General features: G+C 25.3%; 12 protein-coding genes and 1 pseudogene. 4 read left to right on the top strand and 9 right to left on the bottom strand.

Annotated elements, in window-relative coordinates; genetic code table 11:
- Together Q0J90_RS06055 and Q0J90_RS06050 are read left to right on the top strand one after the other, a co-directional pair.
- Positions 1–527, top strand: a 527-nt coding sequence (locus Q0J90_RS06055) for a hypothetical protein (RefSeq protein ID WP_297277047.1), incomplete at its 5' end; no start/stop codon positions are given.
- Positions 528–580: 53 nt separating this feature from the next.
- Positions 581–1,135 (top strand): hypothetical protein, encoded by a 555-nt coding sequence (locus Q0J90_RS06050; protein ID WP_297277046.1) that lies wholly within the window; start codon positions 581–583, stop codon positions 1,133–1,135.
- Positions 1,136–1,183: 48 nt separating this feature from the next.
- On the opposite strand, the gene Q0J90_RS06045 is transcribed toward Q0J90_RS06050, so the two are convergent.
- From Q0J90_RS06045 to Q0J90_RS06035, 3 genes are all read right to left on the bottom strand, one after another.
- Complete coding sequence (locus Q0J90_RS06045) at positions 1,184–3,481, bottom strand: hypothetical protein (protein WP_297277045.1); 2,298 nt, start codon at positions 3,479–3,481, stop codon at positions 1,184–1,186.
- A gap of 144 nt (positions 3,482–3,625) precedes the next feature.
- Positions 3,626–4,789, bottom strand: a complete 1,164-nt coding sequence (locus Q0J90_RS06040; protein ID WP_297277044.1) for a phosphopentomutase — start codon at positions 4,787–4,789, stop codon at positions 3,626–3,628.
- Between the two features lie 72 nt (positions 4,790–4,861).
- Positions 4,862–6,043, bottom strand: a complete 1,182-nt coding sequence (locus tag Q0J90_RS06035; RefSeq protein ID WP_297277043.1) for a hypothetical protein — start codon at positions 6,041–6,043, stop codon at positions 4,862–4,864.
- Positions 6,044–6,180: 137 nt separating this feature from the next.
- Between Q0J90_RS06035 and Q0J90_RS06030 the strand changes: the two genes are divergently transcribed.
- Complete coding sequence (locus Q0J90_RS06030; protein ID WP_297277042.1) at positions 6,181–7,032, top strand: HAD-IIIA family hydrolase; 852 nt, start codon at positions 6,181–6,183, stop codon at positions 7,030–7,032.
- A gap of 137 nt (positions 7,033–7,169) precedes the next feature.
- Here the strand turns inward: Q0J90_RS06030 and Q0J90_RS06025 are convergent, their stop codons facing one another.
- The 6 genes and pseudogenes from Q0J90_RS06025 to Q0J90_RS06000 all read right to left on the bottom strand — a co-directional run bounded on the left by Q0J90_RS06025 (position 7,170) and on the right by Q0J90_RS06000 (position 16,181).
- Positions 7,170–7,832 carry a hemolysin III family protein gene (locus Q0J90_RS06025; RefSeq protein WP_297277041.1) on the bottom strand — a complete coding sequence of 221 codons (663 nt, stop codon included), beginning with the start codon at positions 7,830–7,832 and terminating at the stop codon, positions 7,170–7,172.
- Positions 7,833–8,195: 363 nt separating this feature from the next.
- A complete protein-coding gene (locus tag Q0J90_RS06020; RefSeq protein WP_297277040.1) occupies positions 8,196–8,666 on the bottom strand; it encodes a hypothetical protein in 471 nt (156 codons plus the stop codon).
- 103 nt (positions 8,667–8,769) lie between these two features.
- Positions 8,770–10,182, bottom strand: a complete 1,413-nt coding sequence (gene purF / locus Q0J90_RS06015) for an amidophosphoribosyltransferase (protein ID WP_297277039.1) — start codon at positions 10,180–10,182, stop codon at positions 8,770–8,772.
- A 551-nt stretch (positions 10,183–10,733) separates the two neighbouring features.
- Positions 10,734–12,692 (bottom strand): BspA family leucine-rich repeat surface protein, encoded by a 1,959-nt coding sequence (locus tag Q0J90_RS06010; RefSeq protein ID WP_297277038.1) that lies wholly within the window; start codon positions 12,690–12,692, stop codon positions 10,734–10,736.
- A gap of 9 nt (positions 12,693–12,701) precedes the next feature.
- Positions 12,702–15,829: pseudogene (locus Q0J90_RS06005) on the bottom strand (efflux RND transporter permease subunit).
- A gap of 97 nt (positions 15,830–15,926) precedes the next feature.
- The gene (locus Q0J90_RS06000) at positions 15,927–16,181 is read right to left on the bottom strand and encodes a hypothetical protein (protein ID WP_297277037.1); all 255 of its coding nucleotides are present in this window, start codon (positions 16,179–16,181) and stop codon (positions 15,927–15,929) included.
- A gap of 101 nt (positions 16,182–16,282) precedes the next feature.
- Between Q0J90_RS06000 and Q0J90_RS05995 the strand changes: the two genes are divergently transcribed.
- The gene (locus Q0J90_RS05995; protein WP_297277036.1) at positions 16,283–16,918 is read left to right on the top strand and encodes an HD domain-containing protein; all 636 of its coding nucleotides are present in this window, start codon (positions 16,283–16,285) and stop codon (positions 16,916–16,918) included.
- Positions 16,919–17,047: the final 129 nt, after the last annotated feature.

Genomic DNA, 17,047 nt, shown 5'->3' with positions numbered 1-17,047 from the left:
ATGAAAAATTCGATATTTCAAATTATGAATTATTAGACAAAAATGGTAATTATATTAATATAGGAGATATATTGTATATAGAAAAATATGAACCATATCCAATAAAAAACCAACCAGAAAACATTATTGTTGATTTTAAAAATAATGTACAAATAATAAAAAATGACTATAACAATATTTGCAGAATATTAGAATCAAAACAAAATTTTAATAGTGATCATATATTTTTTAATAATATGGAATATATAACTGAACATGAATTAAAAAAAATCAATAATGTATATTCATTAATCATAATAAAAGTTTCTAAATTATTAATATATACTAACAGTTATAATAAAACTAAAGCTAATTTTTTATTTAATTCTAGAAAATATACAAATTTTTCTGTTACAGACCAAGAATATTTTGATAAAAATGATTATTTATTAAAAAATGCCTACCTAATTATTAGCATACCAGATAATCCATATCCAGAAGATAAGTATTATAAATTTATCGCTAAAATATTTCCCTCAAATAAATAATTTAGAAATTATATAAAATATTTATTAAGAAGTTAATATGGGGTATACAAAATATGAAGATAATATTAAAAAAAATATTTATACTATTTTCACTAATTATATTGAGTATAACATTGTCATCATGTGCTGCCAAAGTTCACTTAATAGAAGATTCTTTTTATGGAACTAAATTCTATCAAACTGATTATATTTCTATTAATTATTGGTCATCAACTTTAAAATTCAGACTCAAAAATATAAGCGGTACTAATAGTATAGTTTTGGAAGCCCAATATATAAGCGACGATGCATTTAATATTGCAGAAAACAGCAAAATAGTATTGAAGTTCAATGACAATTCATATATAAATTTATATTATACATCTTTAATGCCAAAAACTGATGTTGAAGTAATATACGGAACATCTATATATTTTATGGATACTTCTTATGTGGACAGAAGCTACAGCATACAGGCAGAAAATGAAATAAAAAAACTTCCTTTCTTGACTGATATAAGGGTGGAAACTGCAGAAGGATTTAAAAATTTCACTGTAAAAGAAAAGTATGCAAATGAATTAATAAGACTTTATAATGAAATAAAAGAATCAATAAATAATAATTTATAGTTATCAATATTATCATGATAAAATTATAATTCAATATATATAAATTTATCACTCAGATTTTATCAAATCATAATAATATCTTTTACCCAAAAAAATATCTTGAGACAAAATTTTTCTAGCATTTTCATATTTATATAAATTAGAATTTGTATCTATACTATCTATCAACAGATATCTATCATTAGTAATATTATAAAATTTATGGTATGTACTTATACTTCCATTCATTTCATCCTTATATAGCAAAGATATCATACTACTATTATAATTTGTAACCCCAGAATTTAAAGCTATAAAAAGTGGTATATTTTCAGGTACAAAATTTATTGGTGCCTTATATGAACCATTTGTACCGTTCCATATAAGTATAGGTGTAGGTGTTTGATCTTCCAAAAAACTAGATTTTATCTTTTCGTCAATCTTAGATCTTCTTATCATTTCAATTAAATTTGGAAACATATGATCATTTTTAAAAATAATCAATGCATTTGGAGAAAATTTTAATATTGTATCTCTTATCTTAATAACCTCTCTTGACAAACTAATACAATCTTTAAAAGTTTGTATTAGAATATCCTTATCATTAGCATCAAATAAATCAATAAAACGCTTATTTTTTTCCAAATACCCTAATATATACTTATCCTCATCTTTAGGAGACATACCGTCATGTCCTAAAAGAGTAAAACAGCTAGCAAATAATGGTTTTTGTAAATTATTCATATTTGTACTAATATATAAATTTAAATTACCAGTATATAATGCAAATACTTCTTCATTAAATCCTAACATAGGGAAAAATGAATTTAAATTATATGTACTAATAGATTCTTCTAAACTAATTGTGTAATAACCATTTTGAACAAGTAAATCTGGCAAACTATTTTCAATTTTAGAAATTTGAGATTTAGGATATAATGGACTCGAAGCTGTTAATCCTGAAAGTCTTGCATAAAAACTTCCAGATGTTATACTAGGAGGAATTTTATGTGAATTGCTAGCCCACTGTCTATATTCAATTCCAAACGGATCCTCATCAAATAATTCTACAAAATGCGAATAATCATAAAAAGATTCTAAAAAAACCAAAAATACATCTCTATTTTCAAATTGACTACCATTTAAAATAAGTGCAGAGATATCTCTATTGCTTTCTAAATCTTTTAACAACATTATGGCATTTTCAACTTCTTTTTTACTTGGTATTTCATTATTTATTTTATCATAGCTTATTTTATAACTAATGGTATTTATAATACCATATCTTTCTATCTGTCTATAAAAATCAATATCCCATGTAATTATTTCTACAGGTCTAAAAAAAACAACAAATACAAGTATAATTATTAAAATAGATAAAAAAATTGATTTATATCTATTCATTTTTATCAAATTATAAATAAAAAATATAATCAAATATAATATCAATAAAAAATATACTACAGTTAATAATATAATAATTGTCTTTAATCTAATATCTGATATTACAGCTATCAATGAATGGTATAAAATAGGAATATCATTAAAAAATATAAAAGTTTTTATATAATTTAAAGCTATTGGTTCTATTACAAAAAAAGACATTGTATTCACAATGAAAAATAATATAGTTGGTAGTATTTTTTGGTTTGACAATATATATGCAATTATTAAAAAAATACTTGATAATATTATATCAAGATAATGAATTGGCAATTTTAATACAAAAAATCTTGGTAAAATATTCTCTAATAACATTAAATATAACACATAATTTAATGTTATTAATATAGTATATACTCTAGTTTTTTTATAAAATATTAAAGGAATTAATATTACAGATATTAAAAAATATATAAAAAATTCTGTTTTTACTTTTAATTTATATGAAATAGATTCTAATTTATCATTATAAGAATATAATTTATCAGTAATAATTGAACCAAATGGAGAACCATTTTTAAATATCAAATTATTTGACATACTTTCATCTGGAATTATAAAAACATCATATATATCATTATTTTTGAATATTTTATCATAATATAAAATCCTACAATTATAATAATGATTTGTTAAAACTTCATTAGTGTATAGATATTCTTGAAAATTTTCATCTGTAAAATATTTTAATTTCTCATAATCATTGGTATCATTAATATTAAAAGTATTATATCTATCTATTACAAAATTTGTAATATAACCTTGTCTAGAAATACCTCCTAATATTGAAAAAATTGATAATACTAAAATGAAAACTATAATTATATATATATATATATATTTTTTTAAAGAATAAAGTTGTTTTGTTTTGTTTTGTTTTGTTTTGTTTTGTTTTGTTTTGTTTTGTTTTGTTTTGTTTTTCATATTTTTATGACCTAAAAATGCACTTAATTATATCACAATAATAAAAAATAGTCAACTATATAGGAATATGGTTTAAAAGATGAAATGCATTCTATATTACTGTTAATAAAAATTATTCGATTAAAATATTTTATAATCATTATTTCATAAAAAACAGCCCTCTAATTTTGTTTCACCGAATAAATGCTTTTCTATAGAAGCAGCAATAGATACAAAAGAATCTTTTATCCCTATATTAACATTACTTTTTAATTTTTTTCCGTAAGCAAGTATAGGTATGTACTCTCTTGTATGATCGCTTCCTTTATATGTAGGATCGCATCCATGATCTGCTGTTATAATAAGCAAGTCATTATCATTTAAATTATCAATCATATCTGGTATATACTTGTCAAACTCTTCCAAAGCATTTTTATATCCTTTAGGATCTCTTCTATGTCCGTAAAGCATATCGAAATCAACAAGGTTGGTAAATATTAAGCCTTCATCAACTTCTTTAATAGCTTTGATAGTTTTTTCTATACCATCAAGATTATTTTTATTAGTTTGTCTGTTCTCTGTAATACCGACACCTGCAAATATATCGCTTGTTTTTCCTATGCCTATAACAGGAAGATTTTTATTTTTTATTCTATCAAGCATTGTCTCGCCGCTTGGAGGAACAGAATAATCATGTCTTCTTTCTGTTCTCTTATAATTTCCTTTAGTTCCTATATAAGGACGTGCTATAACTCTGGCTACTGGAGAAAATTCATTGCATATTTCAAGGGATTTTCTGCATATTTCATAAAGCTCATCTATTGGTATAATCTCCTCATGTGCTGCTATTTGAAGTACAGAATCAGCAGAAGTATAAACTATAAGAGAACCGTTTTTTAATTGTTCATCCACATAATCGTCTATAACTTCTGTACCTGAATAAGGCTTATTGCATACAACTTTTCTTCCAGACATTTTTTCAATAGCTTTTATCGTAGTTTCTGGAAAGCCGTTTGGATACGTATTAAAAGGCTTTTCAGATACAAGACCCGCTATCTCCCAATGTCCAGTAGTTGTGTCTTTAGCTTTTGATGTTTCCATAGCCTTGCCGTAATAACCTATAGCATTATTATTTTTAGAAACACCTTCTATATCTATTATATTTCCTAATCCTATTCTCTCCATGTTAGGAAGCGATATGCCTTTATTAAATTCCGCCAAATGTCCTAAAGTATTAACACCCTCATCTCCAAATAATGCCGCATCAGGTAAAGCACCTACTCCACAGCTGTCAACAACTATTAAAACCGCTTTCTTTTTATTGTTCATCTTATATATCCTAATATTTTTTACTATAGTTATAATAACAATTCTAATTTAGAATAGAAAAAACTAAATCTATTAATTAATATAGATAATAGGAATAACAAAACATACAAACAAAGAAAATAATAAATAAACATAAATAAATAATAAAGGCTTATTGCTGATAACAATATTTAATGTACTATTATCTAACCTATTTCTAAAAGAATTCATAAAAGAAATAATGCTATTAATAGAAATAAAAATTAAATGAATAAGAAAAATTATATTTAAAATAATCAATACCAATTTATTCGGAGTAATGCCGAAATTCGCTATTCTATATATAGAAGCTGTTATTGTTAATAAAGCAAATATTGCTGAAAAAATAGGAGTTATCAAATACATCGCTTTTATAAAAATATTTGATTTTTTATCCATTCTAGTGAACATTAAACCCATAATAATAAAAGATAAAAGTATATTATATATCATATATACTATTCTATTATTATATGGTCTTGATTCATAAGGAAAGAAAAAAAACATCATTATAAACATAGCAAATAAATTAAATACTAATAAAGCTCTGGAAACATATATTGATATAACAGATTTTGTCTTGATATATATATAGTATGATAAAAATGGAATAAAACCATATATGAATATAAATGCACATATAACAAATTTTGCTATTAAAAATCCGATTTCTGTACTAGCTGAAAATAATGCTACTATAGAAAAACCTACTATAAGGAATGCATAAATTAATATAGAAAGAATAGTGCTGCTTGCTGTATTAATTATTAAAAACCATAAAAAAGTATCTCCAAATACTGTAAAAAAATCTGAAATTTTATCAGTATTTACTGCATTAAAAGAATTATAAGAAAGCATTAAAATTATAAAAAATATAATATTGAAAAATATAGCCCTATTTAATAATATCTGAAAATCCGGAGTATTAGTTGGAGGCATATATACATAATTAAAATAAATATTTGAAAAAACTGCTATAAGACTTACAAGCAAAAATGATAAAAAAGTCATCAATATAACTTTCTTATCAAAATTATTTATATGAAAAATCACTGAAAAACAAAATAAATAAAAACTAACAAATATATGAATATTTAAAAATATTGGGAATATATAGCTTCTATCTATATTATTCAATGTAATTATATAAATACATATTGGAATAGTTGACACAACATTAATTAATAAATATTTTAATATGTTTATATATTTATTTATTTTATCTGTTTTATCCATTGAAACTCTCTCAATAATTTAGCTAATAATATATATCAGAAAATAAAAAAATCAATTATTAATAATATTATATTTATTAATTGATAAAAATTTTATTTTGTATTAAACTTAAATAATTATTTTAGGAAGCCAATATTATGAATAAAGATATAGAGAACTGCTTTTTAAACTTCTCAAAAACAATTGAAAATAATGCTGTTATAATAGCACTTGATTTTGATACGGATTCAAAAATAAAAAATAAATTATACACAATAGATAAAGACTACAAAATAATAAAAGATGATATAACCAATATTTTATCCGGATATTCATTCAATAATAATTTAATAATACATAACAATAAATTGTATGCTAAAGATGATATAATAAAAAATGCAGAATATATAAATGAATTAATAGACAAAGCATTCAAAGAAAATACATTATACGGAATACCGGCATATTTTGCAGATGAAAGTAAAAAAGTTAATAAAGCATTATTTCTTGACAGAGACGGAATATTGATGGAGGATGTCGGATATATTGGAACAGTAGACAGAGTAAAAATAAAAAAAGAATTCATAGATATAGTAAAATATGCTAACAAACAAGGCTACATTACAATAGTGACTACTAATCAAGCAGGCGTATCCTATAATTATTACAGCAATGAGGATGTTAATAAAGTTCATAACTATATATATGAAGAGTATAAAAAATACGATGCTATTATAGATGATTTTTATTATTGTCCGTATCATATAAAAGGGAATGTTGAACCTTACAATATATTATCTGTATTAAGAAAACCAGAAGCTGCTATGCATTTGCTTGCATCAAAAAAATACAATATAGATTTATTTAATTCTTTTATGATAGGAGACAGAGACACTGATATTATAAAAATTCCTTATCTTAAAACTTTACTAATAGAAACTGATGTTTACGAAATAGAAAATAAACAAAATATTGTAAAGCTAAATGAAATATACAATATATTAAAATAATTAAATACATTTCATTATTAAAAACAGCTTGTGCGGGTGTGCTGTCTCTATTCTGATAAAAAATATAATAAAAATCAGCATTAACAATAAATACATAAAATTTTAAAGGGCGGGGTATGTAAATAAATTAAAAAATTTTATATAACATAACTATACAAAAACCAATAATGAGCAAAAGACCCAGCTAATACAAATATATGGAATATGTCATGCGTAAATTGTTTAGCTTTATCATTAAATCTTTTTCCAAATGCATATAAAAAAGCACCTATAGTATAAAATACACCGCCTAATATAAGCCAATTTAAATGTACTATATAAAAAGAATTTAAAAGAGGTTTAAAAGCAAATATTATTATCCATCCCATTAAAATATATAAGAACAGCCTTAAATAAATATTTTTATATTTAAAAACTGTATTCGATAAAATTCCTATTAAAGCACATCCCCATATAACAGATAAAATTAATAAACCTATATTTTTTGGAAGAGAAAATATGCAAAGAGGAGTATATGTAGCAGAAATAAACACATATATGCCTATATGATCAAATTTTCTAAACAATGCTTTTACTCTTCCGTCTGGAAAAAAATGATATAAAGAACTGAATGTATATAAAAATATTATACCAATACCATATATTATAACAGGAATTGGATTTCCTTTAACTTTTATAAGCATGAGTACAAGTCCTGCTATTGCAAGCAAAGCACCAGCACTATGAGATGCTGCCGAATAAACCTCTCCTATTTTTTTAGTTTTATTATCAATAAATTTAGATGCTTCTGTATTTATCATATATTTATTTCTCCTCAAATTTATTTAATATTTTAAATAATATTTAAATAAAATAAATAAGATGAAATAACTATATTGATAGCTAATTATTACTATTTTTTAGTTTTATTATTTGATTTTCATCATAAACGATTATAAATATATTTTAATTTTTATATAAAGCCTAATAATAACCAAGTATTTTATATTATTGATTGAAAAGAATTTTCTTTAGTAAAATATATATACAAAATTTATTTTAATGAATTTTTAACTAGTATAGATTAAAGTTAATATTTTTATAAATTTAATCATTCAATATACACAATATTAAAATATGTAATATATGTTTTATATTATACTATTGAAAACTAAGAAATAATTTTATTTATTTTCTGATTTTTTAATTTCTGTTATTTTAACTTCTTTCACTTTCTCGCCGGCTATTTTCTTCAAAGTGAGTTTTTCTCTGTCTTTCTCAGATATGTAGTATTTGTTTCTTAATTTTAATACTAAATCCTTAGCACCATTAATACCGCCGTTTTTCTTATAACCATGCATGAGAATCTGTATTAATGAAACAGTAGAAGGAAGACCTATATAAACTATAGCAATACCTGCAGAAGGAATAGTAGCTATAGAAGAAGCAATTAAAGCTTTATCCTTTCCTAATTTTTTGGATGATATTATAGCAGTAACAGCTACTAATACACCGCCTATTAGAACTCCCCAAGCAATTTTGCCTGTATTTTTTATATTAGAAACCTTGCTTCCAAGTTTACTATCTACATAAATAACATCATCATCAGATATTAAACTATCAACCAATTCTTCTTCACTAATACATATTTTCATAGCAATTCCTTCTAAATTAATAGCTTTTAATAATATGATAAATTTATTACTAATAAAAGTCAATTAGAATTTTTCATAATGAAGAATATTAATTATAATTATGTTAACAATTTTTATCTGAAGATACTTTATGAGGTATTTCTGTAGGATATTCTCCGCTAAAGCATCCTATACAATAATTATGACTGCCTAAAACTTCAAGCATGTCTTCTATAGTTAAATACTGCAAAGTGTCAGCATTAATTTCTTTTCTAATCTCTTCCACAGAAAGTTTTGCACCTATAAGCTCTTTTTTAGAAGATATATCAACACCGTAATAACAAGGGCTTTTTATAACAGGAGATGCGGATTTAAAATGCACCTCTTTAGCACCTGCACGTCTTACAATATCAATTAAAATTTTACTTGTAGTACCTCTAACCAATGAATCGTCTATAAGTATAACTCTTTTTCCATCTATCAAATGTTTCAAAGGATTAAATTTCAATTTAACAGTTTCTTCTCTAGTGGACTGCTCAGGCATAATAAATGTTCTGCCTATATATCTATTTTTTACTAATCCTATACTGTAAGGAATACCGCTTTCTTTAGCAAATCCTAATGCCGCTATAGTTCCAGAGTCCTGAACACCAATAACAATATCTGCATCAACTGTATTCTTTTTAGCCAATAATACACCTGTTTGAAATCTAACATTATAAACATTAATACCGTCTATATTACTCTCAGGACGTGCAAAATATATATGCTCAAAAGCACAAGGATAATGTTTTACTTCTTTATTACAATATTTAAACGACTGTACTCCATTATCATCTATTATAACCATTTCACCTGCTTCAATATCGCGTACAAATTTAGATCCGACAGCATCTAAAGCACATGATTCAGAAGCTAAAAAATAATCGCCATTGGAGTTAGTTCCTAAACATAAAGGTCTTATACCATAAGGGTCTCTTATACCTATAAGTTTGCCATCAACTACTATAACAAGAGCAAAAGCACCTTTTATTATATTAACGCTTTCTTTTATGCCTTCTATAAAATTATTAACTGTTTTTCTTGCTATAAGCTTTATGATAACTTCTGTATCGGAAGTAGCATTAAAAGTTGCTCCGCCCTCTTCAAGTTCATTTCTTAATTCTTCAGCATTAGTTAAATTACCATTATGAGCTATAGCGATTTGTCCAAGTCTAAATAAATTTTCAAGAGGCTGAGCATTTTCTATTCTGCTTGCACCTGTGGTAGAATATCTTACATGCCCTATAGCAATATTTCCTTCCGTATCTTTTGGAATATTGCTTGAGAACAAATCTGATACAAGCCCCATAGCCTTATAAGTAAATAAATGTTTGTAATTTGATATTGTAATTCCCGCACTTTCCTGTCCTCTATGCTGAAGAGCATAAAGTGCATAATTTAATGTTTTTAATATATCTTTCTTTATATCTTTAGAGTAAATACCGAAAACTCCGCATTCTTCTCTAGGTTTATCATTCATTTCAATATTATTCATTTATAACCAACTTTATTTTTTATTTTGATTTAGTAATATTACAGTTAATCGTCTTTTTACACAATAGATTTATAAAAAAAATCTTTCTATTATTGTTATTCTTGCCTTCGCTATAATTAGATGTCAGCTAAAGCTATCATCTGCTGCGGCTCGCTTGTTTATTGTTATTCTCTTTATTATTGCTAGACTCGCCTAGACAAAAAGCTCCGAGTTGATACTCGGCGTCTAGGCTCGTTGGCGCTATAATTAGATGGCAGTAAAGCTATCATCTGCTGCGGCTCGCTTATTTATTGTTATTCTCTTTATTATTGCTAGACTCGCCTAGATAAAAAGCTCCGAGTTAATACTCGACGTCTAGGCTCGTTGGCGCTATAATTAGATGCCGGATTATTTATTATAATGTTATTATGTTTACTTATATACAAATATATTTTTTTAATTCAATTTATACCAACAAATTTAAATACATCACAGTTAATATGCAAAATTATTTGGCATATTTTATTCCTATATAATCTATGGTATAAAAAATATTATTATTTTACTATTAATTATTTAATCAAATTCTCCAAAATTAAAATACTTCCATACATGAATCTGTCAAATAAATGTTTATTATTTTCGTTTGTGCCTTGAATAGATATTTTTATATCAATTTCATCATTATAATTTGAATTTCTATCAAAAGGAGATTCTATATACAATGATAAACCGCTGTAATTATCAAAGTATTCATAACCATTAACCTCTTCATAATATTCGGAAATTTCTTTAAAAGCAAATTGAGAAGTAAAATTTTTTATATTTGATACTGTTGTATTTATGCTATTATATTTATCAAATTCATTTTCTAAATTATTTATTATTTGAAGCTGTTTAATAGGCTGTGCTGCTTCATAATCTGATAACTGCTTAATACATTTTTCTATTAATTCATTACTCATTTCTACAGGAGAACATAAACTTATTAAATTATTCTCATTCAATTTTATATAATCATCATTCGTATTAATAAAACTTCCGTCTCCTAAATACCTAAAAATATCTATAAAATTTTCTTTTTCATCATATAAGTTCCAAAACAAATTTATAGAATACTGACTTAAAAATGAATTATCAATATAAATCTTTTTCCAAAATTCATAACTTAATTTTCTTCCATTCATAAGAAGCATTAATATCTTTTCTTTTTCTCTTTTAACAACATTTTTAATTTCTTTTTTCATAAAATTTATTTCTGATTTTAATTCTTTTGAAAAAGTTTTAGGGATAGTTTTTAGTATTTTATTATTTTCTATTATATCTACAGACATTTTTGAATTGACGGATATTTTATACTCTTTATTTTCTATATTTACAATTCTCTCTCCGTTTCTATTCAAACCAAAATCAGGAATTAGTAAACCGCTTAACTCATCTCTATTTATTTTCATTCTGTCAGCTATAACATCGAGTGCTGAATTAGAAGCATTTCTCACGCTTTCAATCTTTGATTTTTTAGCCATTTCATCTATTAAGCTTAAAGCGTATTTTCCATCATTTAAAGCAAGTATATAAACATAATAAGAACGCGGATAGAATTCTTTTCCTTGAATACTTTTGGCATAATTTTTTATAATACTGCCTTTTCCATATATACCTACAATTATTCTTGAAGCAACTTTACTTCTGTCATTTTCAAATATTTTATAAGCAGCATTTCTAAAACTTTCCATATCAATTAAATCTATAATATTATCTATAGTTTTTAATCTCATTACATTATCTTTAACTTTTAAATAACTTCCGTAAATAAACTTAATAATTTTTATATCAATTGTTTCAGATTTATCTTTTGAAAATATATCATCATCATATTGAACAAATTTTAAATTTCTATTAAAACTTTCTTCATAATGATTATCAACATAATCATAAACTTCTTCTATAGTTTGAAATTTTACTTCATTTTCTGATTCTATTTTCTCTCTATGTTCTATTAAATTTTTAAGTTCATCATAATATTCTTTTTCTAATTTTGTTCTAAAGGCTATAATCTTTCTATTTTTTGAAGTAATAATAGTTTTATATATATCTTTTATATCAATATCTTTTATTTTATCAAAGTCTTCATAGTACAGATTTATTCTAAGATTTAGAGGCAGTTTTTTTATATCAATATTATCATTAAATACATCATAAGCTTCTTTTATATTATCAAGATTCCATTTATCAGGATATTTATTGAAAGCTGATGCATTAAAAAACATATATGAAATTTTTTTAAGGTTTGAAGTATCCCAATTATTCAAATCATTATTAAAGTAATGAGCATCTTTAAACATACCAATCATATCATGAACATTTGAAGTATTCCAATTTTCTATCCCGTCAAAATTTTTTCTTTTGCTTTCTTTAAATAAAAAACTCATGTCTGTTATTAAACTTGTATCAATATCAGCTAATGAAATGTTTTCATCGTCTATTAATTTTTTTAATTCATCATTTGTTTTTGGTTTATATTTACTCATAATCAAACCTCAATCATCGCGTCTTTTTATATTAAATCTATTTCTAAAACTAGAATAAACAGAAGGTATTATTATGAGTGTAAACATCGTAGAAAATATTAAACCTCCGCAAACACCAATGGCTAAAGGTCTGTACATCTCACTTCCGTTTCCAATTTCAAAAATCATAGGGAATAATCCTAATATTGTAGTTAATGAAGTCATAAGTACAGGTCTAAGTCTTCTTTTACATGATTCTAAAGCTGCAGTATCCCAACTTATATTTCTCTCCAATACAGCCCTATTCATATAATCTATTAAAACTATACCATTATTAACAACTATACCTACAAGCATTATTATTCCGATTCCGCTGTAAACATTTAAAGTCTGTCCTCCGAAATATAAAAATATTAAAGCACCGAATAATGCAAAAGGAACAGCAAGTGATATTACAAAAGGTGTAATATAAGATTCAAACTGTCCTGCTATTATAGCATATACAAAAACCAAAGCCATTATTAAAGATACAATAAGCTGTACGAAAGCCTCCTGCATATCCTCATAATCTCCGGAAAAATTAACTGAAAAACCGCTTGGTATATATATATATTATTCAATTCCTTTCTAATATCATTTACAATTTCATTTATAGGTCTGCCGTAAGAACTTGCATTTATTTGTATTATTCTTTTATCATTTTTTCTATTTATTTCTGTAGGGCCTGTATCTTTATGAATATTTACAACGGATGAAATCGGCACTATTCCGTTAGATGTAGGTATCATTATCTTTTGTATGCTTGAAAGACTGTCTCTGTTAGTATCCTCCAAACGCACAATAATATCTGTATCAACGTATATTGAATTATTTAATGACATTTTACTTGCTGTTGTACCGCTGAAAGACATTCTTATTATATTAGCTATGGTGTTAATGTTTATACCCATTTTTGAAACTAAATCTCTGTTTATATAAAAAATAATTTCATGGTTTGAATCATCTTCTTTAATTAATACGCTTCTTACCCCATCAACTTTACTTGCTGCAACTATAATATTACTAGCAACATCATAACCTCTGTCTAAATCATCGCCTATAAGCTCTATAACAATAGCACTATAATCTTTTGGTTTTCCCAAAGCTACATTTTCAGAATTAAGTTCTATACGTCCAGGATATCCATTAACTTTATTTCTTATATTTTCTATATAATAACTTATATCAGATTTTCTTCCTCTTTCTCTATCAACAAGTTTTACTCTAACCTCTCCATGATGCTCATTTCTTCCTGTTCTTACTCTGGTTTCATAATATGCCATATTATTGCTTACAGCACTTTCTATATCATTTTCCATTTTATATATAAACGTATCTGTAAACTCTACTCTTGAACCAACCGGAAGCCTCAATCTTGAAATAATAGTACCTTCATCTGATACAGGATAACCTTCTTTACCTATGGATGTTAATAGCAATATTAATAATGTAGAAAGTACAGAACCTATTAAAATAAATGATTTCTTTTTATTTCTCATAACTATAGTAAGCATGCTTAAATAGAATTTTTCTACATTATCATGTACTTTATCATTAAAAAAATTTTCTAACCTATTTATAAAAATTTGTTTTTTACCATTTTTAGATGCAGTACTATTTAATCTTGAAGCTAAAAGAGGAACTATTGTTAAAGCTACAAAAAGAGAAGTCATTAATGATATTGACACAGTAATACATAGATCGCTGAACATCTGCCCCATCTGTCCTTGTACAAATAAGAAAGGTAAAAATACACAAACACTTGTTAAAGTAGATGCCGTTATAGCAATAGAAACCTCGCTTGCACCTAAAATTGATGATTTAAAATTATTTATTCTGATTATCCTTTTATCATTAGAAAAATTATTCTTATTATAATAATTGTTATAATAGAAAATATTTTCAAGAACTACAATAGAATTATCAACCATCATGCCAATACCCAATACCAAACCTGAAAGCGATACCACATTAATAGTTATATCAAAAAAGTACATTAAAATAAATGTGCTTATAACAGATATTGGTATTGAAACACTTATAATAAATACACTTTTTACATCCCATAAATATATCATAAGAACTATAACAGCGAATAAAGCACCCTGCCATACAGTATTCAAAACGTTATGAATAGAATTTTTTATTGTATCAGAACTATTAAATAGTATTTGATAATAAATACCTGAGGGCAGATTTATAGTTTCAAGTCGTTTTTCTACATCTCTGGCTATCTGTATAATATTTCCGCCTGATTCTTTAGTTATAGCAATGGTTAATGCTTTTTGCCCATTTATACGTACTATTTCAGAATCATCTTCATAGTCTTCATGCACATAAGCTATATCTCTAATTCTTACCGGATAAATATTATTTTTTAATTCTACAACTACGCTTTCAATATCGCTTACCTCTTTAAACTCTCCTGTAGTTCTTATATTATATTTATAAACTCCTTCATAAGTTTCTCCTCCGGAAACATTGTGATTTTCCAAAGCAAGCGTTTGTACTATATCATTAATATTTATTGAATAAGCATTTAATCTATTTAAATCTATATCAACACGTATTATTTTTTTTAATCCGCCGCGTATTTCAGTTTGGGCTACACCCTCAACCTGCTCAAGTCTTGTAAGTATTTGACTGTCTACCAGATCATAAAGCGAAGATAGATTATCTGTACCGAAGAATGCTATATTCATTATTGGAGTAGCATCGCTTGAAAACTTTGATATATTCGGATTGTCGCTGTCATCAGGCAATGTCGATCTAATCATATCTATAGCTTCTCTTATATCATCAGATGCAGTTTGTAAATCTGTGCCCCAATTAAATTCTATTTCAACATTAGATTCAGATTCTTTAGATTTTGATGTAATATTTTTTACATTATTAACAGAAGAAACTGCACTTTCTATTATTCTAGTAACAGACTTTTCTACTTCTTCAGGACCTGCATTCTCATAAGTGGTTTTTATACTTATTATAGGCACTTCCATATCAGGCAAATAATTTATATTAAGCCTAGATATACTTATAATTCCAATTATGAACATGGATACAAGTGTAACAAATACTGTTGTTGGTCTATGTACTACGAGTGTAATAAATTTTTTCATTTTTTAAATTTAAATCATAGAAATATTACGAAAATATGATATTAAATTTCTAAAAAATATTCAATAGTAATTAATAATAAAATTTTTGATTGAAAAACTACTCTTTTTTATTATTTCTATCTTTATTATAGAGCATTTTTACTAAAAATACTAAAGCAACGATGATTAATATTTTTATTATTATATTAAGTATACCATTAATACCGAAATGCGGGCCAAACAACATTGGAAAGTCAAAATAATTCCTTGCATGAGGAGGTCTATGCAGCATATGATTAAATTCAGGAGAACAAGAAGTTAATAAAAAAACTGACATTAAAGATGTCATTATAAAAGTGATTTTTTTTAGCATAATAGTGTCCAATTGTTTTATTTGCTTTATTAGACGTAAAATTAATATAAAAGTTCCCTATTAGTATTTATTTTTTATAAAAAAGTTATACAATAAATAAAATGAAAGATAATGCCAAAAAAGAGATATTAGATTTAGAAAGAGCAGAATACGAATTAAACAAAGCATACAAATCAAACCCTACTCCTTGGGCTGAACATTCAAGATATGCTGCTAAAGCTGCAAGAATAATAGCATATGAATACAATAAAAAATCAACAGATAAAAAGCTGGATTTAGACAATTCATACATATTTGGGCTTTTACATGATATAGGAAGATATACTGGAATAAGTGCAGAAAGGCATTTAATAGATGGATACAAATACTGCATAAATTACGGCTGGGAGAAAATGGCTCAAATATGTATCACTCATGCCTTTATGATACAAGATGTAAATACTGCAATAGGAAAATTTGATATGCCAGAAAGCGATTTCAATTTCATAAAAAATTTTGTTGCTGATGCTGTATATGACGATTATGATTTACTTATTCAATTATGCGATTGTCTTGCTTTGCCTTCTGGATTTTGTTTGCTTGAAAAAAGGTTCGTTGATGCTGCTTTAAGATACGGCACATTTCCACAAAGTGCATTGAGATGGAAAAGGGTATTTGAAATAAAATCGTATTTTGAAAGTGTTATAGGCACTTCAATTTACAATTTACTTCCAAACATAAAAGACAATATTTCATGATCTTTTTAATTGTATATTTTTTTCTTCAAAATAAAGTGATATAGCATTTTTTATTTCTTTCAAGGCTTCTTCTTCTGTTGCTCCAAAAGCACTTATATTATCTAATTCTTCTGATAAAGCTATATAGCC

Source organism: uncultured Brachyspira sp. (genome assembly GCF_944390595.1).
GTDB lineage: Bacteria > Spirochaetota > Brachyspiria > Brachyspirales > Brachyspiraceae > Brachyspira.
This window is presented reverse-complemented; position numbering and strand designations above follow the sequence as displayed.